Raw genomic sequence first — 25,790 nt, 5'->3', positions numbered from 1 at the left:
CAACGCAAGCACCTCGGGATCTGGCGGCCCACGTTGAACATCGACCGCACCGTCACCTGGCGTCACCGCGACACCGGGCAGACCATCGTCACCCACCCACGCTGACGTCGTCAGCTGCACCGCGCACCGTATTCAACTACGTCGTTCAACTACGTCGCATTCAACCGAGGGTTGACAAAGCTGCGGTCGGCGCTCACCCTCGTATTAAACCAATCGGTTGAAGACCGACCACAAGCCGAAGACATGGAGTGAGGAACCGATGGCCGACGACGAGTTGTCGAAGGTCTTTGCCGCACTGGCAGATCCGACTCGACGCGACCTTGTTGCGCGACTGGCCGTTTCCGATGCGACGGTCACTGCGCTCGCCGAACCGTACGACGTGAGCGTCCAGGCGGTGTCCAAACACCTCAAGGTCCTCGAGGACGCCGGATTGGTGACGAAAACACGGGAGGCGCAGACGCGTCCGGTCCATCTGGAAGCGGAGGTGTTCGACCTCATGACCGCATGGATCGAGCGATACCGCCGACGGGCCGAGGAGCGTTACCGGCGCCTCGACGCACTGCTGGTGGAGATGAACGACAACCCGGCCGAGACCGACCGACCCGAGAGAAGAGGACAGGCATCATGACCACCACCCAGCCCCGTTATCCAGAGGCCACGATCGAAGCCGACGCAAAGGTGCCGATCATCCGCATCACCCGCGACTTCCGTGGCAGTGTGTCCCAGCTGATGCGCGCCCACACCGACCCCGAACTGTTCGTGCGCTGGGTCGGGCCGGACACCATCACCAGCCGCATCATCGAGTGGGACGTCCGTAACGGCGGCAGCTGGCGCTACGTCTCCGAACACGATGGGCAGGAGTACGGCTTCCGCGGCTGCTTCCACACCGTCGCCGACGACAAGATCGTGCAGACCTTCACCTTCGAGGGCATGCCCGACGAGGTGTCGCTGGAGACACTGTGGTTCGACGACCTCGGCGACGGCACCACGCGGCTGCGCGCCCAATCGCTGTGTGACAGCTTCCAGGCGCGCGATGGCTGGCTCGCATCGGGCATGGAAGCCGGTGTCGCCGAAGGCTATGCCGCACTCGACCGCATGCTCGCCGCGGGAGAGCTGTGAGCGCGCCCCTCGCCGAGATGCCCCCGGCGCAGCGACATGCCGTGATCGCTGAGGGATTCGCCGAACAGATTGCCGCAGTCGATGATTGGGACGCTCCGACGCCGGTGGCCGGATGGGTGGCCCGCGACGTGGTCTCCCATCTCATCGACTGGTTCCCGGGATTTCTCTCCGCCGGCGGCGTACACCTGCCGGGCGTACCCGATGTCGCCGACGATCCGGCGGCCGCATGGGATGCCCGCCGACGCGACATCGCGACGCTGCTCGACGGGCCCGCAGCGGGCGAGGCGTTCACCCATCCCATGATCGGCGAATTCCGCCTGGCCGACGCAATCGACATGTTCTACACCGCCGATGTGTTCATGCACACCTGGGATCTCTCTGCCGCGGCCGGCCGCGACGCACACCTCGACCCCGAATTCGCCGCGCAACTCCATGCCGGTATGCGGGGGATGGAGGAGGTACTCCGTAGCTCCGGACAGTACGGCCCCGCGGTGCCGGTGCCCGCGGACGCCGACCCCGTCACCGCACTGATCGGCTTCATCGGCCGCGACCCGGCGTGGGCGCCGACCGCCACCATCTGAGAGATTCCGTGTGACCGATTCCGTGTGGCCGATTCTGTGTGGCCCGGTCCCCGGTGCTCACAGCAAGCTCGCAGGTGGCGCACACCGGAAAGCCAGTGGACCCGGCGGACCATCGTCACCGTGACCGCAACCCGACCCGACGTCGCAACGTTCGACACCGCCGAGACCGCTGCCCACTCACCCCGCCGCGTCGACGAGACGATCCCGAGCGATGCGGCCCTGCCGCCCGCAACCGGCCGGGACCGGGCGCTGCTCGCCGCCCTGCTCGTCACCACCGCGGTGCTCTACCTGTGGAACATCACCATCAACGGCGACGGAAACACCTTCTACGCCGGCGCAGCGTGGGCGGGTTCACGCAACTGGGAGGCGCTGCTCTTCGGTTCGGTGGACCCGGCCAACTTCATCACCGTCGACAAGCCACCGGTGTCGCAGTGGGTGATGGGCCTGTCCGGCCAGATCTTCGGATACTCCTCGGCTGCCATGCTGATCCCCGAAGCCCTGATGGGCGTCGCCGCGGTGGCACTGATGTATGCGATGGTCGCCCGTATCGGTGGGCGTCCGGCCGGGCTGCTCGCCGGGTTCGCGCTCGCGGTGACGCCGGTTGCCGCCATGATGTTCCGGTTCAACAACCCCGACGCGGCGATGGTCCTGCTGATGACTGCCGCCGCGTACTGCACCATGCGCGCCACCGCCCGCGGTTCGATGCGGTGGCTGGCGCTGGCCGGGGTGGCACTCGGATTCGCGTTCCTGGCGAAGATGCTCGAAGGCCTGATGGTGCTCCCGGCGCTCGGCGTCGTCTACCTCCTCGCCGCACCCGTGCCGTTCTGGCGTCGCGTCGGCCATCTGCTCGTCGCCGCAGTCGCCCTTGCCGTCTCGGCCGGATGGTATGTCGTCCTGACGCTGCTGTGGCCCGCGTCGTCGCGGCCGTACCTCGCCGGGTCGACCGACAACAACTTCATGAATCTGGTGATCGGCTACAACGGGCTCGACCGGGTGCAGGGCCGCAGCGGCGGTGCCGGCGCGCACGGCGGTTCGAGCGCGATGACGGACTTCATGCGCGAAAACCCGTCCGTCGCAGACCGATTCGGCGGCCATGGTGGTGGCGGACGTGGCTTCGGCGGGATGTTCGGATCGGGGCCGGGCATCACGCGGTTGTTCACCGGCGAATTCGGCGGCGAGATCTCGTTTCTGCTGCCGACCGCACTGGTCGCACTCATCGTCCTCCTCGCCTTGCGTGGCCGGCGTCCGCGCACCGACCTCGTACGTGCGGGGGCGGTCCTGTTCGGTCTCTGGCTGCTCGTCGACGGATTGCTGCTGTCCTACATGGGTGGAACGGCACATCCGTACTATTCGCTCGCGATCGCGCCGCCGATCGCCGGGCTCGTCGGCCTGGGGGTCTATCAATCCTGGTGTGCACGTGAGGATCTGGTGTCGTGGCGGCGGTACACGGCGCGCGGCGGATTGGCCGCGATGATCGCCGCGGCGGGCATCTGGTCCTTTGTGTTGCTCGATCGCCAGCCGGGCTGGCAGCCGTGGCTGCGCTGGGTGGTGCTCGGCACCGCCGTCGTGGCCGCCGTGCTCGTCCTCGTGCCGGGCAGGTTCGGGCGCCGGGTGGCAGTTGCGGCGGGAATCCTGGGCTTCATCGGTGTCTTCGCCGCGCCCGCGGCGTACGCGATCACCGGCGACACCGTCGCACACACCGGCGGCAGCCCTTCGGTCCTGCCCGACCGGGGATCGCCGACCGGTCACATCGCGAGCACCGCCGGCGCAAGCCGCGCGGGCGGCGTCGGGGCCGGCGGAATGGGCGGCAGCGGGTTCGGCGGTGGGGCCACCAGAGTGCCCGCACAACTCGAGTCGATGCTGCAGGGCAGCCACGCCCGCTGGGCGGCGGCGGTCTCGCGTACCGCCACCGCATCGGGCGTCGAACTCGCCGCGCGGGTTCCGGTGATGGGTATCGGCGGTTTCTCGGGCGATCCCGCGCCCAGCCTCGCGCAGTTCCAGAAGTACGTCGCCGACAAGGACGTCGGCTACTACCTGGCATCCGACGGCGCAGGCGGCGGCCGTGGTGCATCCGGCGGTGCGGGTGCCGACGCCGCCGTTGCCGAGATGTTCGCAGCACACGGATTCGGGGGTGGCCGCAGTTCGGTGACCACCCAGATCCAGCAATGGGTGCAGGCGAACTTCCACGGCACCACGATCGGCGACTACACCGTCTACGACCTCGGCGTGGCACCATCGCCCCAGCCGACGACCACCCAGCCGACGACCACCCAGCCGACGACCACCCAGCCGACGACCACCCAGCCGGCCCCGGCCGCGCACACCAGCGGCCGGTCGACCAACCGTGGTACCACGCCCACGGGCAGGCCCGGCGGCCGCTCCGGCCGCCACCACATCACTCCCGGCTCGACGGACAACCCCCGCCCCGTCGTCGCCGGCTGAGGTGAACCCGGCGCGCGCAATCACCTGCGGCGTACCGTGGACGAGGTGGCAGAAGACTTCACGACCGGGGGCATCCACACCGAAGCCCCGAACGGCGGTTCTACGACCACCGAAACCCGACATCCCTCTCCCCGCACCCTCGGTGAACTACGCGCAAGCGATCATGTTCAGCGCAGCGTGCGCGACGAAATACGCAACAACCTGCTCACCGCGCTGCGCGCGGGCACCGACCCGTGGCCGGGCATCGTCGGCTTCGAGGCGACGGTGATTCCGCAGCTCGAGCGCGCTCTGCTGGCCGGACACGACGTCGTGATGCTCGGTGAGCGCGGCCAGGGCAAGACCCGCATCCTGCGCACCCTCACCGGTCTGCTCGACGAGTGGACCCCGGTGATCGCCGGTTCGGAGCTCGGCGAGCATCCGTACGAGCCGATCACACCCGCCTCGATTCGCAAGGCCGCCAACCTTCTCGACGACCTGCCGATCGAATGGCGCCATCGCAGTGAGCGCTACAGCGAGAAGCTGGCGACCCCGGACACGTCGGTCGCCGATCTCGTCGGCGACATCGATCCGATGAAGGTGGCCGAGGGCCGCAGCCTCGGCGACCCCGAGACCATCCATTTCGGTCTCATCCCGCGTGCCCATCGCGGCATCGTGGCCATCAACGAGCTGCCCGATCTGGCCGAACGCATCCAGGTCTCGATGCTCAATGTGATGGAGGAGCGCGACATCCAGGTCCGCGGATACACGCTGCGGTTGCCGCTGGACGTGTTGGTGATGGCAAGTGCCAACCCGGAGGACTACACCAACCGCGGTCGCATCATCACCCCGCTCAAAGACCGGTTCGGCGCGGAGATCCACACGCACTATCCGCTCGAACTCGACGACGAGATCGCGGTGATCGAGCAGGAGGCCGACCTCACGGCGACGGTGCCCACGTTCATCACCGAGATCCTTGCGCGGTTCACCCGCTACGCCCGTGACCATCCGTCGATCGACCAGCGATCCGGTGTGTCGGCGCGCTTTTCGATCGCCGGCGCCGAGACGGTCGCCGCGGCGGCCCTGCACCGTTCGGCCGTCGCCGGCGAGCAGGTGCCGGTGGCGCGCGTCGTCGACCTCGAGTCGGTGATCGAGGTGTTGCGCGGCAAGATCGAATTCGAGTCCGGCGAAGAGGGACGCGAACTGGAGATCCTGGAGCATCTGATGCGCCGTTCGGTCGCCGACACGGTGCGCGCACACCTCGGCGGCATCGACATGGCGCCGCTGGTGTCGGCGCTGGAATCGGGCGAGCTGGTCGTCACCGGCGATAGGGTCACCGCCGCCGACTTCCTGGCGTCGCTGCCGTCGCCGGAGACCACATCGGGGGTGCTCACCGAGATCGCCGAGCGACTCGAGGCCGACTCCGACGGAGAACGAGCCAGTGCGGTCGAATTGGCCCTGGAAGGACTTTTCTTGGCGCGGCGGATCGGCAAAGAAGCCGACGAGTCGGGTCAGACGATCTACGGCTGAGTGGCACAGGCGGGAGAACCCTATGGTGCACAACAAGTTTCACCGGTCCCGATACCAGCGTTACACCGGCGGGCCCGATCCGCTTGCGCCCCCGGTGGATTTGCGCGAGGCGCTCGACGAGATCGGCGACGACGTGATGAGCGGCGTCAGTCCGCAGCGTGCGCTGCGGGAGTTCCTGCGGCGCGGGTCGCAAGACATGGCGGGCCTCGACAAACTGCGAGAGCAGGTCAACCGGCGCAGGCAGGAGCTGCTGAAGAACCGCAATCTCGACGGTACGTTCGCCGAGATCCGCGAGCTGCTCGACAATGCGGTCCTCGAGGAGCGTAAGCAACTCGCGCGCGACCTCGATGACGAAGCGCGTTTCGCCGAGATGCAGATCGGATCGTTGCCACCGTCGACCGCACAGGCCGTCGAAGAACTGTCCGAATATCAGTGGCGGAGTCCGCAGGCGCGTCAGGACTACGACAAGATCAAGGACCTGCTCGGCCGCGAACTGCTCGATCAGCGTTTCGCCGGTATGAAGGAGGCCCTCGAGGGCGCGAATGACCAAGATCGCCAACAGATCTCGGAGATGCTCTCAGACCTCAACGAGTTACTCGACGCCCACAACCGGGGCGAAGATACTTCGCAGGCCTTCGACGAGTTCATGGCCAAGCACGGCGATCGGTTCCCAGAGAACCCGCGCAACACCGAGGAATTGATCGATTCACTCGCACAGCGGGCGGCGGCGGCGCAGCAGTTCTACAACTCGCTGACCCCCGAGCAGCGTGCCGAGCTCGACCAGCTGGCGCAACAGGCGTTCGGTTCGCCGGATCTGATGGGCCAACTCGCCCAGATGGATTCGGCGTTGCGGCAGGCGCGCCCGGGGCTCGACTGGGACAACGCCCAGGAGTTCTCCGGCGATCAGCAGATGGGGCTGGGGGAGGGTGCCGCGGCGTTGCGTGACATCTCCGAGCTCGAGGCGCTCTCCGAGCAGTTGTCGCAGCAGTACGCCGGCGCACAGATGGACGACATCGACATCGACGCCCTCGAGCGGCAGCTCGGTGAGCAGGCCGGGATCGACGCGCGCACCCTGGCGGAGCTGGAGAAGGCGCTGCGCGAAGAAGGATTCTTCGACCGCACTGCCGACGGCCAACTCCGGTTGAGTCCCAAGGCGATGCGGCAGCTCGGGCAGTCGATCTTCCGTGACATCGCCGAGCAGATGCGCGGCCGTGGCGATCGGCAGACACGCAGCAGCGGATTGCTGGGGGAGCCGTCGGGCGGCACCCGGGAATGGGCCTACGGCGACACCGATCCGTGGGACGTCTCGCGCACCATCTCCAACGCCGTGCTGCGCAGCGCAGCCGAGGGCGCGGCAACCACCGAGGCGCATCCGGGTGTGCACATCGACGTCCGGGACGTGGAGGTCGCCGAGACCGAGGCCCGCACGCAGGCCGCGGTGGTATTGCTCGTCGACACCTCGTTCTCGATGGAGATGGAGGGTCGCTGGACGCCGATGAAGCGTACGGCGATCGCGCTGAATCACCTGATCTCCACCCGCTTCCGCAGCGACGAGCTGCATGTGATCGCCTTCGGCCGCTATGCGCGTTCGATCGACATCGCGGAGCTGACCGGGTTGCAGCCACGGATGGAGCAGGGCACCAACCTGCATCACGCGCTGCTGCTGGCTCAGCGACATCTGCGTCGCTTCCCCAACGCGCAACCGGTGGTACTCGTCGTCACCGACGGCGAACCGACCGCCCATCTCGATCCCAGCGGCGAGCCGTTCTTCTTCTATCCGCCGCATCCGCAGACGATCGCACTGACCGTCCGGGAGCTCGACCACGTCGCCCGCCTCGGCGCGCAGGTGACGTTCTTCCGGCTCGGTGAGGATCCGGGATTGGCGCACTTCATGGATCAGATCGCGCGCCGGATCGGCGGGCGGGTCGTCGCCCCCGACGTCGACGGACTCGGTGCCGCCGTCGTCGGCGACTATCTACGCTCGCGGCGGGGCTCGCGGCGCGGTTGACCCGGCCGGCGCGGCCCGACTCAGGGTCGTATCTCAGGGTGTTCACTCATGTCCGAGCCCGCGGTGCGGGTTTAACCTGACACGGTGAGCACTGCAGAGGATCCCACCCACGACGACGACCGCCGATCGCGGTTGCGCGCCGCCGACGCCGATCGTGAATTGGTGCACGAGATCTTGTCCGCGGCGATGGCGCAGGGCAGCTTGTCGCCGGTCGAGTATGAGGAGCGTGCGGGGAAGGCGGTGATGGCCAAGACCTTTGGTGAGCTCGATGCCCTCACCGATGATCTGCCGGTCACCCAGCTCGGGGTGGCGCTACCTGCGCCGGACGCGCCGTACCCGTCCACGATCACCTCCGGCAGCGGCCGCGAGCCCGTTCACAATCGGCTCGCGATCCTGTCGGGTTCCGAGCTCAACGGGCAGGCCGCGGTGGGCGAGCACCTGTCGGCCACCGCCATCCTCGGCGGCGTCGACATCGATCTGCGGGAGGTCGAATTCACCGCGCCGGTGCTGACGATCCAGTGTGTGGCCGTCATGGGTGGCGTCGACATCACCGTGCCGCCGGACGTGACCGTCGAGATCGGCGGCGCCGCGATCATGGGCGGTTTCAGCGGCCGGGCATCGGGCCCGGGCGCGCCCGGTGCCCCCACCGTCCACGTCACCGGGTTTGCGCTGATGGGTGGCGTCGAGGTGAAACGCAAAGAGCGGGGCGAGAAGCCGCGCAAACTCTGGTAGCGCAACTCAGGCCAGCAGCCACGCGATGATCGCGATGGCGGGGATGGACGCGATGGTGGTGATCAGCGCGGCGTCGCGCGCGAGTACCTGCCCCCGCCGATACCGAGTGGCATACACCAGAACGTTCTGTGCCGTCGGAAGCGCGGCGATCACGGTCTGCGCGAACAGTTTGTGCCCTTGTTCGCCGAAGCCCCACCGGGCGATCACATACACCAGCAGCGGCATCGCGACCGTCTTGAGGACCGTGGCGAGCACGATGTCGCGGCGCGGGCTCTCGCCCTTCTTGAAGATCGTGACGCCGGTGAGCGACAGGCCGAACGCCAGCAGGGCGCCGGGCACCGAGGCATTGCCGAGCATGTTCAGTGGTTCCAGGATCGCCTGTGGTGGCGTCCATCCGATGGCAGAGATGGCCACGCCGATCAGCCCGCCGATGACGATCGGGTTGGTCAGTGGCAGGACCACCGCGTCGCGAAACGGGCGGCCGGTACCGCGCTCGAGGGCGGTCAGATCGAGTGCGGTGAGCGCGATCGGCGAGAAGATGAGGATCTGGAACAGCAGCAGCGGAGCGATGAACGACGCGTCGTCGAGCACGAAGATCGCAATCGGCACACCAAGGTTCACGCTGTTGACATACGACGACGACAGCGCGCCGATGACGAGTTCGGGAACCGGTCGCCGGAGGAACGCCCTGGCGACGATCAGGTAGACGAGGGCGATCGCCAGCGCGCTGCCGCCGGCGATGACGAGTGTCGTGGAGAACACCGCCGACAGATCGGTGGTCACCAGCGAGTGGAACAACAGCGCGGGGGTCGCGACGAAGAACACGAGGCGTGAGAGCACCTCGCCCGCGTGTTCCCCGAGAACTCCGGTGCGACCGAGAAGAAAGCCGACGCCGACCATGATGAAAATCGCTGTGAACCCTGAGAAGACGCCTGACACTCGGACAAGTGTATTGCCGTATCGATTTGCCGTTCGAACGGATGAGTCGGGGCAATCGGGATGGGTGATGGCCGCCGGGGTTCGTTACGCTTGGGCCGCATCACGCTCCCCGGGGGGCGACCGAACACGAAGGGCCGACAGATGTCTTCACCGCACGATGACCACGGACAGTGGGCCGGATCAGGGGCGTCGCCGGGCGACGAGACGACAGTCCATCAACCCAAGATCAACTTCAACAAGTCGGCATCGACACCTGATGACCTGTCCGAATGGCAGGCCACCCAGCTCAACCAGGCGTCGGCACCCCAGCCCGCGGTACCGCCACCCGGCTACGAGCAGCCGGGATATGCGCAGCCGGGATATGCGCCTCCCGGATATGCACAGCCCGAATACGGACAGCCTGGGTACGGCGAACCGGGGTACGGCCAACCGGGGTACGGCCAACCGGGGTACGGCCAACCGGGGTACGGCCAACCGGGGTACGGCCAGCCCGGTTATGGCCAGCCCACGTATGGCCAACCGGCGTACGGCCAGCCCGGGTACGGGCAGCCGTACCTCGGAGTACCGGCACGCCGGACGAATCCCATGGCGATCGCCGCACTCGTAGTGTCGCTGGTCGGATGTGGGTGCTTCAGCTGGCTCGGCATCGTCTTCGGAGTGATCGGGCGCAATCAGATCAAGAACTCGCAGGGCACCGAGGAGGGGGAGGGAATGGCGCTCGCGGGCATCATCATCGGCGCGATCTCTCTTGTCATCGTCATCGTCTACGTCCTGATCTACCTGATCGCGGGCGTAGCTCTGTTCGCCTCCTCGTCCTCGTCGTCCTACAACTGACGGGGCTCGTTTTGGATCCCCGACCACCGGCCGGGTAGTCTGGTGGGGTTGCGTATCGCGCCCGCCGGGTTGCGGAGGCGCTGACCAGGACCAACCATTCCCCGCCCGTCGGTGCGGATGGACGGCGAGAACACGTAGAGAAGGGCACGATCATGGCTGTACCGAAGCGCCGGATGTCGCGGGCGAACACCCGCAGCCGTCGTTCGCAGTGGAAGGCGGACAACCCCGTACTGCAAGAGGTCAAGGTGAACGGCGTTGCGCAGCGCATTCCGCGCCGCCTCGTCAAGGCCGCTCAGGCCGGCATCATCGATCTCGACCGCCGCTGACCGACCGGCCCACCGGGCCCTACACGTACCGACCGCCCCGCGATCTCCGCGGGGCGGTCGTTGCTGTCGGCGGGCAGGCGATTCGGATCGATCTGACTGTATCGATCGATCCACATCCCCGGATGGGCCGATCGTCGTATCGTCAGACCATGCCGGGGGAAAAACCTGATCGTCGTCGTCTGTTCGGTGTGCGCGGGTTCGTCGCAGTTGTCGTGGCGGGCGTACTCGCCGTCATCGTGCCGCTCTCGGTCGGCCCGGCCGCTGCCGCCGTGCAGGCGGGCGTCGGCGCGGGCAGCGTCACACAGGCCTACCTGACCGGCGCGACGCCGGGGGCGTCGGTGAGCCTCCGCGACGCCTCGGGCGCGCAGGTGGGGTCGGGCCGGGTCGATCAGCTCGGGTCCTTTGTGGTGCGCGATCTCGCGCCGGGCGGCGGCTACCGGTTCGCCGTCGACGGGAAGCCCGGCAACGTATTCGGTGTGCTCGACACCTCGCCGCCGCCGACCGATCTCTATCGGCAGCATCTCAAACCCGGATACAACTACATCCGGGTGCGCGACGGGATCAGCCTCGCGGTGATGGTGCGGTTGCCGGTCGGAAAGACCCTCGCCGACGGCCCGTTTCCGACGGTCATCGAATACTCCGGCTATCAGACGGCCGCACCCGGCGACTTTGTCCTCGGCGCCCTGGGCTCGATCGCGCATGTGTCCGATCCGCGCGCACCCGCGATCGCCACCATGCTGGGCGGCATCGCCGGACCCGCAGCAGGTTTCGCCACGGTCAATGTGCAGATGCGCGGAAGTGGCTGTTCGGGAGGGGCATTCGATCTCTTCGACTACCCGACCACCTACGACGGCTATGACGTCATCGAGACCGTTGCGCGGCAATCCTTTGTCGCCGGGCACAAGGTCGGGATGATCGGCATCTCGTTCTCCGGCATCTCCCAGATCGCGGTCGCCGGAACTCGCCCGCCCAGCCTGGCGGCCATCGCGCCGATGAGCATCACCGACGATCTGTACTCGACCGGCTTTCCCGGCGGCATCTTCAACACCGGCTTCGCCAACTCGTGGCTCACCGAACGCCAGGACGACGCGCGGCCCGCACCGCAAGGAGGCCAACCCTATCCGCGGGTGGCCATCGCCGACGGCGACCGGGTGTGCCAGGCCAATCAGCGTCTGCGGCTGCAGACCCAGGACGTCAAACAGCTCGTCGCCGACAACCCCACGCGCACACCGTCATTGTTCGACCACCGGTCGCCCTCCTACTGGGCGCCCCGGATCGACGTGCCGGTGTTCCTGTCCGGCGCGCTCCAGGACGAACAGACCGGCCCGCAATGGACCTCGATCATTCCCCGGCTGGCGCACAACCCCAACGTGTGGGTCACCGCGATCAACGGCGCACACTTCGACTCGGCACATCCGCAGATCCTCAGCTCGTGGTACGAGTTCCTGAATCTCTTTGTGGCCAAACGGGTTCCGCCACCCGATCCGGCGCTGACCGCGCTCGGACCGGTGCTCTACGAGGCGACGACCGGTGCGCCGGGCGTTCCGATCGTCACCGACCGGCTTTCCGGCCAGCCGTCGGTGAACGCCGCGCGCGCCCGGTTCGTCCAGAACCCCCGGGTGCGGGTCTTCTACGGCAACGGCACCGGCGGCGGTCCCCCCGGCAACCCGGCCGCGGCCTGGTCGGCAGGGTACTCGTCGTGGCCGCCGGCGTCGGTTGGTGACGGCCTCCGCCTGCCACTGGGAACCGGCGGGCGACTCGGCGCCGACGGTCCGGCCGGGCAGGTGTCATTCCGGCCCGATCCGGCACGCCGGCCGGCCGGCACACTCGACGTATCCGGGGCGTCGCAGGATCCGTGGAAGGCCGAACCGGCGTACAACTGGGCGCCGGTCACCGGCGACGTCGGACTCGGATTCACAAGTGCGCCAACCGGCTCGGACACCGTTGCAGTGGGTCCGGCGTCGCTGGATCTGAAGCTGGCGTCATCGGCACCCGACACCGACCTGCAGGCCACCATCTCGGAGGTACGGCCCGACGGGACCGAACAGTACGTGACCTCGGGTTATCTGCGCAGCTCGCTGCGCGCGACGAACGCCGCCGCGACCACATTGAACCCGTCGCGGGATTGGCTTGCGCCACAACCGCTCTCACCCGGGTTCCACACGGTGCGCATTGCGCTGAACCCCATCGCCTATGCCTTCGACAAGGGCTCACGCATCCGGGTGACCATCACCGCCCCCGGCGGCGACCGGCCCTCGTGGCGTTTTGGCACCCCCGCGACCGGCGGCCGGGTGGTCGACACCGTCGAACTCGGTCCGGGTGCATCGTCGTTGGTGCTGCCCGTCGTACCGGGCGCATCGGCGGCGGTCCGGTCGACCACCTGTGAGGGCGTGCGCGGGCAGCCGTGCCGGCATTACGTGCCCGCCGGGAACGGCGGGTAGCCCCGCATTCCCGGCGGTTGCGGCTCGTTACTGCGCGATCAGCTTGTTGACGGTGCGGTTGACGAAGTTCGGGATGAACTTGGCGGCATTGCCCAACACCAGGGTCTGGGCGCCGACGGAGTAGCTCGTGCGATGCAGCAGCCGGTCGGCGCGGGTCGGGTGCACCGACTCGAAGACCTTCTCGGCGACCTGCTCGGGGGTGATGCGCACGCCGAGGGTCTTGGTGGACTTGGCGTCGTTGTCGGCCAGCGCGGTCTTGGCCCACAACGGCCAGATGCTGACGGCCCGGATGTCGTCGTGCTCCCATTCGAGTTCGAGGGCCTCGGTGAGACCGCCGACGAAGAACTTGGCGGCCGAATAGGTGGCGATGCCCGGCTGGCCGTAGATCGCCGACGCCGAGGCGATGTTCACCACGTGCGCGCCGGGGGTGGCCTTGAGGTAGGGGTAGGCGGCCTGCGCGCCGAAGGTGACGCCGAGTGCGTCGATGTCGATCTGGGCGCGGATGGCCGCCGGCGAGATCTCGTCGAGACGCCCGGCCACCAGCACGCCGGCGTTGTTGTCGAGGACGTCGAGGGTGCCGCCGGTGTGCTCGGTGAACGCCGCGAGCTGCTCGGCCCACTGCTGCGGCTCGCGCACGTCGAGGACACCGGTGTGGAAGTTCGGGTGATCGGCGTGCACCTTGTCGAGCGCATCCTGGTTGACGTCGTACACACCGACGGTCCAGCCGGCACGGTCGAAGCGTTGCGCGGTGGCCAGTCCGATGCCGGATGCGCCTCCGGTGATGAAGATCGATGACATGTGCACTCCTTGCTCTGAGCTGCATAAACGTGTGACTCCACAGAACTTACTCGTGAGTATGGTAGCGAAGTTGTTTACCGCGTCACACAGGGCTGCTATCTTGACAATAAGCGTTGATATGACATCAGACGTTGTCATAGAAGACATGAGCGACTTGGAGGCCAGACGACATGACTGCCGCGATGGATCGTACGGCGACCGACGAGGGCGTCGTCATCAGCATGAACGACGAGGGCACCGAGGAGGTGTCGGCGCGACTACTCGCCTCGGCGGCCCGGCTCTCGCGCAATGCGATGACCGAGATCGACTGGGACCTGCCGATGGACCCGACCAAATACGGCTGCAGCCCGGAGTGGTCCTCGCTCTACGGCACCGACTACTGGGACGAGCTGACCGAGGAGCAGCGCATCTCGGTCACCCGCCACGAGTTCGCCTCGATCATGAACATCGGCATCTGGTTCGAGATGATCCTGCAGGAGATGGTCATCCGCGATCAGTACCTCGGCGCCTACCACAGCCCGGAGTTCCAGTTCGCGCTCACCGAGATCGCCGACGAATGCCGGCACTCGATCATGTTCGCCAAGGCCAGTGAGAAGATGGTCGGCACCTCCTACAAGCCCACCAAGTGGGTCGGGCGGCTGGGCAAGCTGTTCAAGCGCACCGCCAAGAACGAGGTGGCCTTTGCCGGCATCCTCGTCGCCGAAGAGGTCCTCGACGTCTTCCAGCGCGGCTGCATGCGTGATGACCGCGTCCTGCCGTTCATCCGCACCGTCAACGAGATCCACGTCCTCGAGGAGTCGCGGCACATGAGGTTCGCGCGCGAGGAGGTGCGCGAGTCCATGGAAGGTGTCGGCTGGTTCCGCCGCCAGTTCAGCGCGCTCTACGTCTCGCTCGGCGCATACTTCATCGTGTCGAGTCTGGTGCAGCGCAAGGCCTTCGAGGATGCCGGCCTCGACGCCGACCGCGCGGTCGAGGAGATGAACCACAACTCGCATTTCCAGTCGATGATCCGCGGGAGCTGTGCGCACCTGATGGAGTTCCTCGACGAGGTCGGTCTGCTGACCCGGCCGGCGATGCATTACTACCGGAAAGTGCACATGCTCTGATGTACGTCATCACCCAATCCTGTTGCAGCGACGCAGCATGTGTCTCGGTCTGCCCGGTCAACTGTATTCATCCCACGCCTGAAGAGCGCGGCTTCGGCAGCTCGGACATCCTGCACATCGACCCGCAGGTGTGCATCGACTGCGGTGCGTGCGCCGATGCGTGCCCGGTGGACGCCATCTTCCCGGCCGACAAGCTCGGTACCCGCGACAAGGTGTTCATCGAGATCAACGCCGACTATTACAAGAACAACCCGGACGCCTCGGCCGACCAACTGCCCGTGGTGTACCCGGAGATCCCGAAACTGCCTGCCGGACTGCGGGTTGCGCTCGTCGGCACCGGACCGTCGGGCGGGTACGCGCTGCGCACCCTGCTCGACCGGACCGAGGCGCAGATCACCGTCATCGACAAACTGCCCACGCCGGGCGGCCTGGTGCGTGCCGGTGTGGCGCCCGATCATCCGGGCACCAAGGGTGTCCTGCGCGGCTTCGACCTGATGTACCGGGACCCGCGGGTCACCATGGCCACCAACGTCGAGGTCGGACACGACGCCGGGCAGATCACGCCGGCGGAACTCGCCGAACACTTCGACGCGGTCTTCTACGCGGTGGGCGCGAGTGAGTCACGGCGCCTGGGCATTCCGGGTGAGGATCTGGCCGGGTCGACGTCGGCAACCGAGCTGGTCGCCTGGTACAACGCGGTTCCCGGCGCGGACGCCGCCCCGCCGATCCGCTCCGATGACACGGCCACCGGCCGTGCGGTGATCGTCGGCACCGGCAACGTCGCCCTCGACGTCGCGCGGATTCTCGTCTCGCCGCCGGAGTTGTTGGCCACCACCGACATCGCCGATCGCGCGCTGCGCATCCTCGAGGAGCAGAACGTCCACGAGGTGGTCGTGCTCGGGCGTCGCGATCAGGCCGGTGCCGCCTACACGTCGGCCGAATACCGTGCGCTCTCGACCATTCCGGGCGTCGAGGTGGTCGTCCACGACGATCCCGCTGCGCAGCTGCCAGACCTCACCGCACCGGCCGACCCGAACCGTCGCCGCATCATCTTCTTGTTCCACAGCGCGCCCGCGGAGATCCTCGGCGAGCAGCAGGTGGAAGGGGTGTCGGTGCGGACCGGGCAGCAGAGCCACCGTATCGCCGCCGACCTCGTGGTCCGTTCGATCGGTTACCGCTCGGTGCCGATCCCGGGGTTGCCGTTCGACGAGACGCGCGGCATCTTCCCGAATGACGCGGGCCGCATGCTCGACGAGAACGGTCAGGTGCTTGCGGGCAGGTATGTGCTCGGGTGGGCCAAGCGCGGTCCGAGCGGTGGCATCGGGGCGAACAAGAAATGCGCCCAGCGGACCGTCGAGGACTTCATCTCGGATGCGGTCGGCGGCGAGCTGCCCCGCACCACGCGTGCGGCCGGCGAGTTCACCGCGTTGCTGCGCAAGCGGACCCGGCATGTCATCGGATATCGCGGAATGCGCGCGATCGATCGTATCGAGCGCCGGCTTGGTGCGGAGCAGGGTCGTCCGCGCGTGAAGTTCACGCGGATCCCCGACATGGTCGGGGCTGCGGGCCGCCGCAAGCGGTGATAGAGGGCCCCGCACGCATATGAAGTGCAGCTATGGCGACGACCACGACAATAATCGTCTCGGCCGTCGCCATAGCTGCATGCGGTATTCGCAACGCGCCGGGTATGCGCGGTGAGCGTCTCACAACATCGCCGTAACACGCGGGCAAGTCGCATTTCATGCGCCGTCGGGATAGTGGCGGCATGTCCAGTACCCCGCACTTCCTTCAGGGCGTCTTCGCGTTCACCGGCTCCGGGCTGACCAAGCCCGCGCCGATCGACCCGGCGCTGACCTATGTGGTGCCCGCGGGACTGACGGCGCAGCCGCTGTATTTTCGTGGCGGCAACCCCACCGGCGAGCTGATCTATGTGTCGCTCAACCGCGACGGCGCCCCGATGCGGATCTTCCCGATCGGGGCCAAGGATGCGGTCAACGTCCCGCTGCGGGTGGTCGAGGACGTCGACCCGGATTCGACGCTCGAACTCGTGCTCGCCGCACCCGATGGGTGCGCCGGTGAGGTGGTCATCGACTTCGGGCTGGTGCTCATCTGATGTGGGACGGTGACGCGACCCCCAAGCGGCGGCTGGTCGTCGTCGGCAACGGGATGGCCGGGGCCCGCACGGTCGAGGAGATCCTGGCCCGCGACGGCGGCGAGCAGTTCTTCATCACCATGATCGGCGACGAGCCGTACGGCAACTACAACCGCATCATGCTCTCGCACGTCCTGGCCGGGGAGAACGCGGTCGACGACGACGACATGATGCTCAACCCGATGTCGTGGTACACCGACAACGGCGTCACCCTGTATGCCGGCGATCGCGCGGTGGAGCTCGACCGCTTCGCGAAGACGGTCACCTGCGAGAGCGGCCGGATCATCGGCTTCGACGTACTGATCATCGCCACCGGATCGCACACCTTCTTCCCGAACATGGACGGGCTCCGCGAGGCCGACGGCCGCCTGGCACGCGGGGTGTTCGGTTTCCGCACCATCGCCGACACCAACGGGATGCTGCAGATGGCGACCTCACGGGATCACCTGCGGGCCATCGTCATCGGTGGCGGGCTGCTCGGCCTCGAGGCCGCCTACGGGCTGCGGACGCAGGGCGTCGACGTCGACGTGGTGCACTCGCCGGGGCATCTGATGAATCAGCAGCTCGACGAGCACGGCGGAAAGGTGTTGCGCAACAAGATCGAATCGCTCGGCGTCGGGGTCTACACCGGCAAACGCACCACTGCGGTCCAGCGCACCGACGCCGGAAAGGTGGCGGGAGTGCAGTTCACCGACGGGGATTCACTGCCCGCCGACATGATCGTGGTGACCGCCGGTATCCGGCCCAATGTGGAGCAGGCCCGCAGCGCCGGTCTGGTGGTGGAGCGGGGGATCGTCGTCGACGACCAGATGCGTTGTGAAGACGAGGGATTCATCTACTCGGTGGGAGAATGCGCGCAGCATCGTAGCGAGGTGTACGGCCTCGTCGCCCCGCTATGGGAACAGGCGGTGGTGCTCGCCGACGTGCTGACCGGAGCCGACCCACGGGCCGAATATCATGGCTCGCGCCTCACCACCAAGCTGAAGGTCGCCGGGGTGGATGTCGCGGCGATGGGCGTCAAGGGTCCCGAACGCGAGGACGACGAGTTCGTCCAGTTCTACGAACCGCGTAACGGCATCTACAAGTCGGTGGTGGTTCGCGACAACAAACTCATCGGCGCGATGCTGCTCGGCGATGTTTCCAAGGTCGGATTCCTCACCCAGGCCTTCGACGAGAAGGTACCGTTACCCGAGGAACGCATCTCGATGCTCTTCGACATGGGGACGCCGAGCGCACAGACCGGTGCCGCCGAGCTGGCCGACGACGTGCAGGTGTGCAACTGCAACGGCGTCACCAAGGGCGATCTGGTCGCATGTGTGGCGGGCGGGGCCACCAGCGTCGCCGAGGTCTGTGCGGCCACCCGCGCGGGCAAGGGGTGCGGTTCTTGTAAGGGCCTGGTCGTCGACATCGTCGAATACGCGGCCGGTGGGTCGCTGACCGCCGACGCCTCCGCCGACTGGTATGTGCCATGTATTCCGCTGTCGAAACCCGAACTGATCGAGGCGATCCGGCGTCAGGGCCTGCGGTCGGTGAGCGCGGTGTTCGCCGCGCTCGCACCCGATGGTGAGGACGCGGCGGCGAAGATGCCGCTGGCCTCGCTGCTGCGGGTGGTGTGGGAATCGGACTGGGAACGCGAACCGGGTGCATTGTTCGTCAACGACCGCGTGCACGCGAACATCCAGCGCGACGGCACCTTCTCGGTGGTGCCGCAGATGAAGGGTGGGGTCACCTCACCCGAGCAGCTCCGCAAGATCGCCGATGTGGCCGAGAAGTACCGGATTCCGATGATCAAGGCGACCGGTGGGCAGCGTCTGGATCTGTTGGGGGTCAAGAAGGAAGACCTGCCCAAGGTGTGGGCGGATCTGGGCATGCCGTCGGGGTACGCATACGGCAAGAGCTTCCGCACGGTGAAAACCTGTGTGGGCACCGACTATTGCCGATTCGGCCTGGGTGACTCGACGTCGCTGGGCATCGCCATCGAGACGCGCTATCAGGGGCTGGAGACTCCGGCCAAGCTCAAACTGGCCGTCACCGGCTGCCCGCGCAACTGCGCCGAGGCGCTCTGTAAGGACTTCGGCGTGGTGGCGATCGGCAACGGGCTGTGGGAGATCTATGTCGGCGGCGCCGCCGGCGCGCATGTGCGCAAGGGTGACCTGCTGGCCACCGCCGACTCACCCGACGAGGTGATCCGGCTGTGCGGCTTGTTCATCCAGCACTACCGGGAGAACGGCAAGTGGCTCGAACGCACCTATGACTGGGTGCCGCGGGTCGGGATCGAGGAGCTGCGGGCGATCCTCGTCGACGACCGCGACGGACTCGTCGGCCGGCTGCAGGAGGGGATCGACGCGGCCGTGGGCGCCTACGTCGACCCGTGGCTCGACCGTGAGGAGCCGAAGACCAACGCGCAGTTCACCTCTGCGCTGCCGTTGCTGCCGCTGCCGCAGGTGCCGGTACGATGACCGCGCTCGAGCGCGCCGTCACCACCGAACCGGTCGAGGTGGGCCAGGGCTCCGAGGTGGCGGTGGGCGAGGGCCGCGCCTACGCGGTGGGCGACGAGCAGATCGCGGTCTTCCGGATGACCGACGGCACGTTGCGCGCCACGTCGGCGGTCTGCCCGCACAAGGGCGGCCCGCTCGCCGACGGGCAGTTCGACCTCGGCAAGATCGTGTGCCCGCTACACCAATACGCCTTCGCCTTCGTCGACGGCCGGTGCACGACCGACGGGATCGGCTCGGTACGGACGTACCGCATCGAGGACCGCGACAGCCGGATCCTGGTGTGGATCTGAGCCGTGTGGATCTGAGCCCACGCTGCGGGAGAAGAGTGTCGACGGTCCGAGATGTGGCCGGAACCGTTGGCGAGTAGGGTCGGCGCAGATACGCGGGGGCCGGTCGCCGGGTCTTCGCTCGACTCGATGATCGTGGAGGTCTGATGACTGCATCTGTCCGGGACGATGCCGCGGTGCGCGCATCCTGGATTCCGATGATCGGGCTGTTTCTGGCGCAGGTGCTGATGTCGTTCAATGTCGCGGCGCTGCCGGTCTCCCTCGGTGGGATGGTCGAGGACTTCGGGGTCGCACCGACCGTGGCGAGCACCACCATCGTGGTGTACGGCCTGGCAGTCGCCGCGCTGGTGATGGTCGGCGCAAAGATCGGTCAGCGTCTGGGCTGGCTGCGGGTCTTCCGTGCCGTCATCATCTTGTTCGCGTGTTCGTCGGTGTTGATGATCGTGTCGCCGTCGGTCGGCTGGGCCATCGCGGGCCAGGCGCTCGCGGGTGCGTCGGCGGCCATCATCGTGCCCGCACTCGTCGCGCTGATCGCCGAGAACTACCAGGGTGAGCAGCAGGCGACGGCCATCGGTTCCCTCGGCTCGGCCCGGGCTATCTCCGGGTTCAGCGCATTCTTCATCGGCGGTGCACTCGGCACCCTGGTCGGCTGGCGTCCGGTGTTCGTGATCGTCCTCGTGATCGCCGCGCTGGTGTTCGTGCTCAGTTTCCGCCTCCGGGCGGTGCCCGGCGACCCGGCCATCGACATCGACATCGTCGCCGCGATCCTCATCGGCGCCGGGATCGTGCTGCTGACGCTGGGCTTCAACAACCTCAACAACTGGGGGATCTTCTTCGCCGATCCCGGCGCGCCGTTCGACATCGCCGGGGTGTCACCCGCCCCGCTGATGGTGGTGCTGGGCGTGATCCTCGGTCAGCTCTTCTTCTTCTGGACCCGCCGACGCACCGCCGCGGGGAAGGTTCCCCTCGTCGACCTGTCGGTGCTGCGCAGCCCGCGTGAACGCGCCGCGGTGTACGCCATGTTCATCATCGTGGCGATGGAGGCGGCGGTGAACTTCACCATCCCCCTCTACACGCAGATCGTGCAGGGCCGCACGGCTTTCGACACCGCCGTCGCGATGATCCCGTTCAACCTGACCGTGTTCGTCACCGCCACGCTCGTGGTGCGCACCTACAAGCGTTTCCCGCCGCGGACCATCGGTGTGTTCTCCTTCGTTCTCACGACCGCCGCGCTGGTGTGGCTGGGCTTCGTCGTGACCAACAACTGGGAGACGGTGCCCACGATCCTCGGGTTGATCGTGTTCGGTATCGGGCAGGGTGCACTCGTCACCCTCGTGTTCAACGTGCTGGTCACCGCGGTGCCGAAACAACTGGCGGGCGATGTCGGGTCCATCCGCGGCACCACGCAGAACCTGGCGTCGGCGGTCGGCACGGCCACCATGGGCGCCTTGCTGGTGGCCCTGCTGAGTTTCGGTGTGGTGCAGTCGATCACCGACCATCCGAAGCTGCCCGAGGAGTTGGTCTCGCAGGTCGACCTCGACAACGTCAACTTCGTCAGCAACGACGACCTGCGCAAGGCGCTCGCCGAGACGACGGCCACGCCCGCCCAGATCGACGAAGCGGTCGGCGTCAACGAGGACACCCGCCTGCAGGCGCTGAAGTACGGCTTCCTCGTCCTCGCCGCGATCAGTGCCACGGCGATCGTCCCGGCCGGCCGGCTCCCCGCATATCGGCGCGAGAACATCGACGGTGACGGTGACGACACAGCCGACGACGCCACGGGTGACGACGTCCCCGACGACGACGTCTAGGCCGGCGGGCAGCCGGCTCAGTACACGTCGCGCACGTACCGCTTGTCGGCGGCGAGTGCCTTCACATACTGTTCGGCACTCTTCTCCGACAGCTTGCCGTACTGGGCGACAACACCTTTGATCGTGTCGTCGACGTCGCGGGCCATCCGGGTGGCATCACCGCACACGTAGATGTGTGCGCCGTCGTGCAGCCACCGGTACAACTCGGCGCCGTGTTCGGCGATGCGGTCCTGCACATAGATCTTGCGGTCCTGGTCGCGGGAGAATGCGACGTCGAGGCGGGTCAGCAGGCCGTCGGAGAGCATGCCGGTGAGCTCGTCGCGGTAGTAGAAGTCGGTGGCGCTGTACTGTTCGCCGAAGAACAGCCAGTTGCGTCCGGTGTGTCCGAGCGCTCGGCGTTCGTGCAGGAATGCGCGGAACGGGGCGATTCCGGTGCCCGGTCCGATCATGATCATCGGGGTGTCGGGATCGGCGGGCGGCCGGAAATGGTTGGTGGGAGTGAGGAAGATGCCCACCTCCGCGTCCTCGGCATGATCGGCGAGGAAGGTCGAGCACACGCCGTGCCGCGGCGTTCCGTGCACGTTGTAGCGCACCGCCGACACCGTGAGATGCACCTGGTCGGGCGAGGTCAGCGGTGACGACGAGATCGAATAGGACCGCGGTGCAAGTGGTTTCATGACATCGACCCACTCCTGCGGGGCGGCGTCGATGCGATGCGCGCCGAGGACGTCGACCGACTGCCGTCCCCACGCCCACGCGTTGAATGCGTCCTTGTTGCCGGGAGCGGTCAGCGCCGTGAGCTCCCCATCACCGGTGCGTTCGGCCAGAAAGTGCAGCAGGTCCGGGGTGAGGCGCGCAATCTCGAGTCGGTCGCGCAGGGCGATACCGAGGGTCGTGGTTCCGCCCGGGCCGAGAGGCCCGGTGGGCATGTCGACGGGAGCGTCCGCATCGAGACCGGTGTGGGCGAGCCACTCGTCGACGAGGTTCGCACTGTTGCGGGGATAGACGCCCAACGCATCACCCACGCGATACTCGAGAGCGCCGGGTGGGAGTTGAAAGGCGAAGTTACGTACGTCTTTTGCCGATCCGGCCGCATTGAGCCGCACGTTGTGCACGAGGCTGGTCATCAGCGGCTTCTTGCGCGAGTGGCGGGGGGCGGCCCGCTCGGCGGGTTTCGCCGGTTCGGTGACCGTGACCGTCGGTGTCGCGCGCGGCGCCGAGTCATCGGCGTCGGCATCGGCGGCCTCGGCGAGGTATGCGAGCACTCGTTTGAGCCAGACGGTCGCGTCCTCCTCGAAATCGGGCTCGCAATCGACCCGGTCGGTCAGGCGATGTGCACCGAGGTCGGTGAGGCGCTCGTCGAGTTTACGGCCGTGCGCGCAGAAGTCGTTGTAGCTCGAATCCCCGAAGGCGAGTACGGCATAGGAGAGTTCGGTGAGTCGGGGAGTGTGCTCGGAAGAGAGCCGGTCCCAGAAGGAGGTGCCGTTGTCGGGTGGGTCACCGTCGCCGGTGGTCGCGGTGATGAACAGGACGGTCCCGGTCAACGCGGCGGGGTCGGCGTCGTCCATCGACGCGGAGATGACCGTCCGGCCGGTGTCACGCACCCGCTGCGTGACGGTCTCGGCGAACTCCTCGGCATTGCCCATCTGTGACGCCCACAGCACGGTGACCGGCGGCAGTGGCGTTTTGTCGGGCAATGCCTGCGGCGCCGAAGTGCCGGTGCGCGAGAACAATCCGGCCAGCAGGCCGGAGACGTAGGCGTGGGTGGTGGGTGACAGCTGGGCGTCGGCGGGGAGTGTGGGAGTGGTGTCGGTTGTTGGCGCGCTGCGCAATCCGGCGACGAGGCCGGCGAGATAGAGATGTTCACCCTCGGTGAAGGACGGTGCGGCGACGGTCGTGACACCGAGCGCGGTGGCCAGTGCGTCCACCGGGGCCGACGCCGAATCGGGTGCCGCCACCGCCGCGACCGGTGCGGCCGCCGAAGCCGGCGGCTCGGGCACCGGCAATGCGGCACCGACTCTGGTCAATGCCACCGCGCACACCTTGAACTCCGGCTGCTGCGAATCCGGGTCGATGGCATCGGAGGTGACGGCGTTGATGGCGAGGTGCTCGCCCCACAGGTCGTTCCAGTGGAACGGCACGAAGACCGAGCCGGGTCGGACCCGATCGGAGAGGCGTGCCGGCAGCACGGCCCGCCCGCGCCGGGACGCGACCTCGACCCGGTCGGTGTCGGAAATGCCCAGGGGCGCAGCATCGTCGGGATGTATCTCGACGAACGGTCCGGGCGCCAGCTTGTTCAGCTTGGCGACGCGGCCGGTCTTGGTGAGGGTGTGCCATTGGTGCGGGAGCCGGCCGGTGTTGAGCAGGATCGGGTAGTCGTCGTCGGGCATCTCGGCCGGATCGACGTGCGGGCGCGCGAAGAACTGGGCGCGGCGCGTCGGGGTGGCGAAGGCCAGCCGTGGGCTGCTGCCGTCGTCGAGGGTGTGGACCGACTGACTGCGCCCGTCGTTGAGGTAGCGGATCGGGTGGCGGCCGTCGGCCGGGCCGCAATCGTCGGCCGGACCCGTCTCCTCGGGTGGGCACGGCCATTGGATGGGGGAGCGGCGCAACCGCTCATAGGTGACCCCGCGCAGGTCGTATCCGGTGCGGGGATTGGCAAAGCGCCGGATCTCGTCGAAGATCTGCTCGGCGCTGTCATAGCTGAAGGCGTCGGAATAGCCCATCGCGCAGGCGATCCGGGCGATGATCTGCCAGTCGGGGATCGCCTGACCGGGTGCGGGCATCGCCGGCTCGAACAGGGTGATGTTGCGTTCGGAGTTGACCATGGTGCCGGTGGACTCGCTCCACAGCACGGCGGGCAGCACGACGTCGGCGTAGGCGTTGGTCTCGGTGTCGGTGAACGCGTCCTGCGTGACGACGAGCTCGGCGCGCCGTAGGCCATCGATGACCGTGGCGCGGTTGGCCACCGAGGCAACCGGATTGGTGCAGATGATCCAGCATGCCTTGATCTCGCCGTCGGCCATCCGGGAGAACATGTCGATGGTGCCGCCGCCGACGTCGGTACGCAGCGTGCCCGCCGGGATCTGCCATTGGTCCTCGACGAAGGCACGATCCGCCGCGGAGACGACGGCGCGCTGACCCGGCAACCCCGGCCCCATGTACCCCATCTCGCGGCCACCCATGGCATTCGGTTGCCCGGTCAGCGAGAACGGACCGCTGCCGAGCCGGCAGATCGCGCCCGTCGCCAGATGAAGATTGATGAGCGCGTTGGTGTTCCAGGTGCCGTGCGTGGACTGGTTGAGGCCCATCGTCCAGCAGCTCATCCAGTTGGCGGCGTTGCCGATCAACTCCGCCGCCGAGCGCAGGTCGGCCTCGTCGATGCCGCAGACCTCGGCGACGCTCTCCGGCGGGTACTGGGACGCGAAGTCGGTCATCTGCTCGAAGCCGTCGGTGAACTCGGCGATGAACGCCTCGTCGAGGTGTCCGCCGGTGATGAGCAGATGCAGCAGCCCGTTGAGCAGTGCGAGGTCGGCACCCGAACGCACCGGCAGGTAGAGGTCGGCGGCCTCGGCGGTCGCGGTCCGCCGCGGGTCGGCGACGATGAGCGTGGCGCCGGCCTTGACGCGGTCCATCATCCGCAAGAACAGGATCGGATGGCAGTCGGCCATGTTGGAGCCGATGACGAAGAAGACGTCGGCGTGATCGAAGTCCTGATACGACCCGGGCGGCCCGTCGGCTCCCAGGGATTGTTTGTAGCCGGTGCCGGCGCTGGCCATGCACAGCCGCGAATTCGACTCTATCTGGTTGGTGCCGATGAAGCCCTTGGCGAGTTTGTTGCTCAGATATTGCGCCTCCATCGACATCTGCCCGGAGACGTAGAGCGCGACGGCGTCGGGCCCGTGCTCGTCGACGATGCTGCGCAGGCGCGCGGCGGTGCTGTCGATGACGGCGTCGAGGTCGGCGGGGTGCGGGTCGGCGTCACGGGTCTCGCGCAGCAGTGGCGCGCCCAGGCGGCCGCCGGCATTCAGCATGTCCGCGGTCGTCGAGCCTTTTGTGCAGAGTCGGCCGAAGTTCGTCGGATGGTCTTTGCGCCCGGTGCTCTTGAGTGCGCGTACCGGCCCGTCGGTGGCGTCGGACACCGCCAGGTCGAGACCGCAGCCGACCCCGCAATAGGCGCACAGCGTGGCAGTGGAGGTGGAGGTCGTCACTC

Annotated in this window: 19 protein-coding genes; 16 read left to right on the top strand and 3 right to left on the bottom strand. The window is 67.5% G+C overall.

The genetic code is table 11. The annotated features are described in order from the left end of the window. Window positions 1-259 precede the first annotated feature (259 nt). The 7 genes from ACLQ3C_RS18300 to ACLQ3C_RS18270 all read left to right on the top strand — a co-directional run bounded on the left by ACLQ3C_RS18300 (window position 260) and on the right by ACLQ3C_RS18270 (window position 8,388). Window positions 260-628: an ArsR/SmtB family transcription factor gene (locus ACLQ3C_RS18300; RefSeq protein ID WP_425706518.1), complete on the top strand. Its 369-nt coding sequence runs from the start codon at window positions 260-262 to the stop codon at window positions 626-628. After that, complete coding sequence (locus tag ACLQ3C_RS18295) at window positions 625-1,119, top strand: SRPBCC family protein (RefSeq protein ID WP_425706517.1); 495 nt, start codon at window positions 625-627, stop codon at window positions 1,117-1,119. The genes ACLQ3C_RS18300 and ACLQ3C_RS18295 overlap by 4 nt, the downstream gene beginning before the upstream one ends. Further along, complete coding sequence (locus ACLQ3C_RS18290) at window positions 1,116-1,700, top strand: TIGR03086 family metal-binding protein (RefSeq protein ID WP_425706516.1); 585 nt, start codon at window positions 1,116-1,118, stop codon at window positions 1,698-1,700. The genes ACLQ3C_RS18295 and ACLQ3C_RS18290 overlap by 4 nt, the downstream gene beginning before the upstream one ends. 120 nt (window positions 1,701-1,820) lie before the next feature. Then, window positions 1,821-4,142 (top strand): ArnT family glycosyltransferase, encoded by a 2,322-nt coding sequence (locus tag ACLQ3C_RS18285; protein WP_425706515.1) that lies wholly within the window; start codon window positions 1,821-1,823, stop codon window positions 4,140-4,142. Between the two features lie 36 nt (window positions 4,143-4,178). Beyond that, window positions 4,179-5,648 (top strand): sigma 54-interacting transcriptional regulator, encoded by a 1,470-nt coding sequence (locus ACLQ3C_RS18280; protein WP_425706514.1) that lies wholly within the window; start codon window positions 4,179-4,181, stop codon window positions 5,646-5,648. Window positions 5,649-5,670: 22 nt separating this feature from the next. Further along, window positions 5,671-7,656, top strand: coding sequence for a vWA domain-containing protein (locus ACLQ3C_RS18275; protein WP_425706513.1), 1,986 nt, complete (start codon window positions 5,671-5,673; stop codon window positions 7,654-7,656). A gap of 84 nt (window positions 7,657-7,740) precedes the next feature. After that, on the top strand, window positions 7,741-8,388 hold the full coding sequence (locus ACLQ3C_RS18270; protein ID WP_425706512.1) for a DUF1707 SHOCT-like domain-containing protein: 648 nt from the start codon (window positions 7,741-7,743) through the stop codon (window positions 8,386-8,388). Between the two features lie 6 nt (window positions 8,389-8,394). Here the strand turns inward: ACLQ3C_RS18270 and ACLQ3C_RS18265 are convergent, their stop codons facing one another. Then, window positions 8,395-9,327 (bottom strand): AEC family transporter, encoded by a 933-nt coding sequence (locus ACLQ3C_RS18265; protein ID WP_425706511.1) that lies wholly within the window; start codon window positions 9,325-9,327, stop codon window positions 8,395-8,397. Window positions 9,328-9,468: 141 nt separating this feature from the next. On the opposite strand from ACLQ3C_RS18265, the gene ACLQ3C_RS18260 reads away from it, so the two are divergent. The 3 genes from ACLQ3C_RS18260 (at window position 9,469) to ACLQ3C_RS18250 (ending at window position 12,928) form a co-directional block, all read left to right on the top strand. Beyond that, complete coding sequence (locus ACLQ3C_RS18260; protein ID WP_425706510.1) at window positions 9,469-10,161, top strand: DUF4190 domain-containing protein; 693 nt, start codon at window positions 9,469-9,471, stop codon at window positions 10,159-10,161. Between the two features lie 152 nt (window positions 10,162-10,313). Further along, on the top strand, window positions 10,314-10,487 hold the full coding sequence (gene rpmF, locus ACLQ3C_RS18255; protein WP_425706509.1) for a 50S ribosomal protein L32: 174 nt from the start codon (window positions 10,314-10,316) through the stop codon (window positions 10,485-10,487). Between the two features lie 149 nt (window positions 10,488-10,636). Continuing rightward, on the top strand, window positions 10,637-12,928 hold the full coding sequence (locus ACLQ3C_RS18250; RefSeq protein ID WP_425706508.1) for a CocE/NonD family hydrolase: 2,292 nt from the start codon (window positions 10,637-10,639) through the stop codon (window positions 12,926-12,928). A gap of 27 nt (window positions 12,929-12,955) precedes the next feature. Here ACLQ3C_RS18250 and ACLQ3C_RS18245 read toward each other — a convergent pair whose 3' ends face one another. Beyond that, window positions 12,956-13,726 (bottom strand): SDR family oxidoreductase, encoded by a 771-nt coding sequence (locus ACLQ3C_RS18245; protein ID WP_425706507.1) that lies wholly within the window; start codon window positions 13,724-13,726, stop codon window positions 12,956-12,958. 170 nt (window positions 13,727-13,896) lie between these two features. Between ACLQ3C_RS18245 and ACLQ3C_RS18240 the strand changes: the two genes are divergently transcribed. The 6 genes from ACLQ3C_RS18240 to ACLQ3C_RS18215 all read left to right on the top strand — a co-directional run bounded on the left by ACLQ3C_RS18240 (window position 13,897) and on the right by ACLQ3C_RS18215 (window position 21,580). Further along, a complete protein-coding gene (locus tag ACLQ3C_RS18240) occupies window positions 13,897-14,832 on the top strand; it encodes an AurF N-oxygenase family protein (protein ID WP_425706506.1) in 936 nt (311 codons plus the stop codon). After that, the gene (locus ACLQ3C_RS18235; RefSeq protein WP_425706505.1) at window positions 14,832-16,415 is read left to right on the top strand and encodes an FAD-dependent oxidoreductase; all 1,584 of its coding nucleotides are present in this window, start codon (window positions 14,832-14,834) and stop codon (window positions 16,413-16,415) included. Before ACLQ3C_RS18240 ends, ACLQ3C_RS18235 begins: the two co-directional genes overlap by 1 nt. Window positions 16,416-16,597: 182 nt before the next feature. Next, window positions 16,598-16,945, top strand: a complete 348-nt coding sequence (locus ACLQ3C_RS18230) for a molybdopterin oxidoreductase (RefSeq protein ID WP_425706504.1) — start codon at window positions 16,598-16,600, stop codon at window positions 16,943-16,945. Beyond that, the gene (gene nirB / locus ACLQ3C_RS18225; RefSeq protein ID WP_425706503.1) at window positions 16,945-19,443 is read left to right on the top strand and encodes a nitrite reductase large subunit NirB; all 2,499 of its coding nucleotides are present in this window, start codon (window positions 16,945-16,947) and stop codon (window positions 19,441-19,443) included. Before ACLQ3C_RS18230 ends, nirB begins: the two co-directional genes overlap by 1 nt. Further along, a complete protein-coding gene (locus ACLQ3C_RS18220; RefSeq protein WP_425706502.1) occupies window positions 19,440-19,772 on the top strand; it encodes a Rieske (2Fe-2S) protein in 333 nt (110 codons plus the stop codon). The genes nirB and ACLQ3C_RS18220 overlap by 4 nt, the downstream gene beginning before the upstream one ends. A gap of 143 nt (window positions 19,773-19,915) precedes the next feature. After that, on the top strand, window positions 19,916-21,580 hold the full coding sequence (locus tag ACLQ3C_RS18215; protein WP_425706501.1) for an MFS transporter: 1,665 nt from the start codon (window positions 19,916-19,918) through the stop codon (window positions 21,578-21,580). 17 nt (window positions 21,581-21,597) lie between these two features. Here ACLQ3C_RS18215 and ACLQ3C_RS18210 read toward each other — a convergent pair whose 3' ends face one another. Further along, a complete protein-coding gene (locus ACLQ3C_RS18210) occupies window positions 21,598-25,788 on the bottom strand; it encodes a molybdopterin-dependent oxidoreductase (protein ID WP_425706500.1) in 4,191 nt (1,396 codons plus the stop codon). Window positions 25,789-25,790: the final 2 nt, after the last annotated feature.

The organism is Gordonia sp. DT30 (genome assembly GCF_049844915.1).
Taxonomy (GTDB): Bacteria; Actinomycetota; Actinomycetes; order Mycobacteriales; family Mycobacteriaceae; genus Gordonia.
The sequence above is the reverse complement of the archived record's forward strand: the minus strand, read 5'-3'. Positions and strand labels throughout refer to the sequence as shown.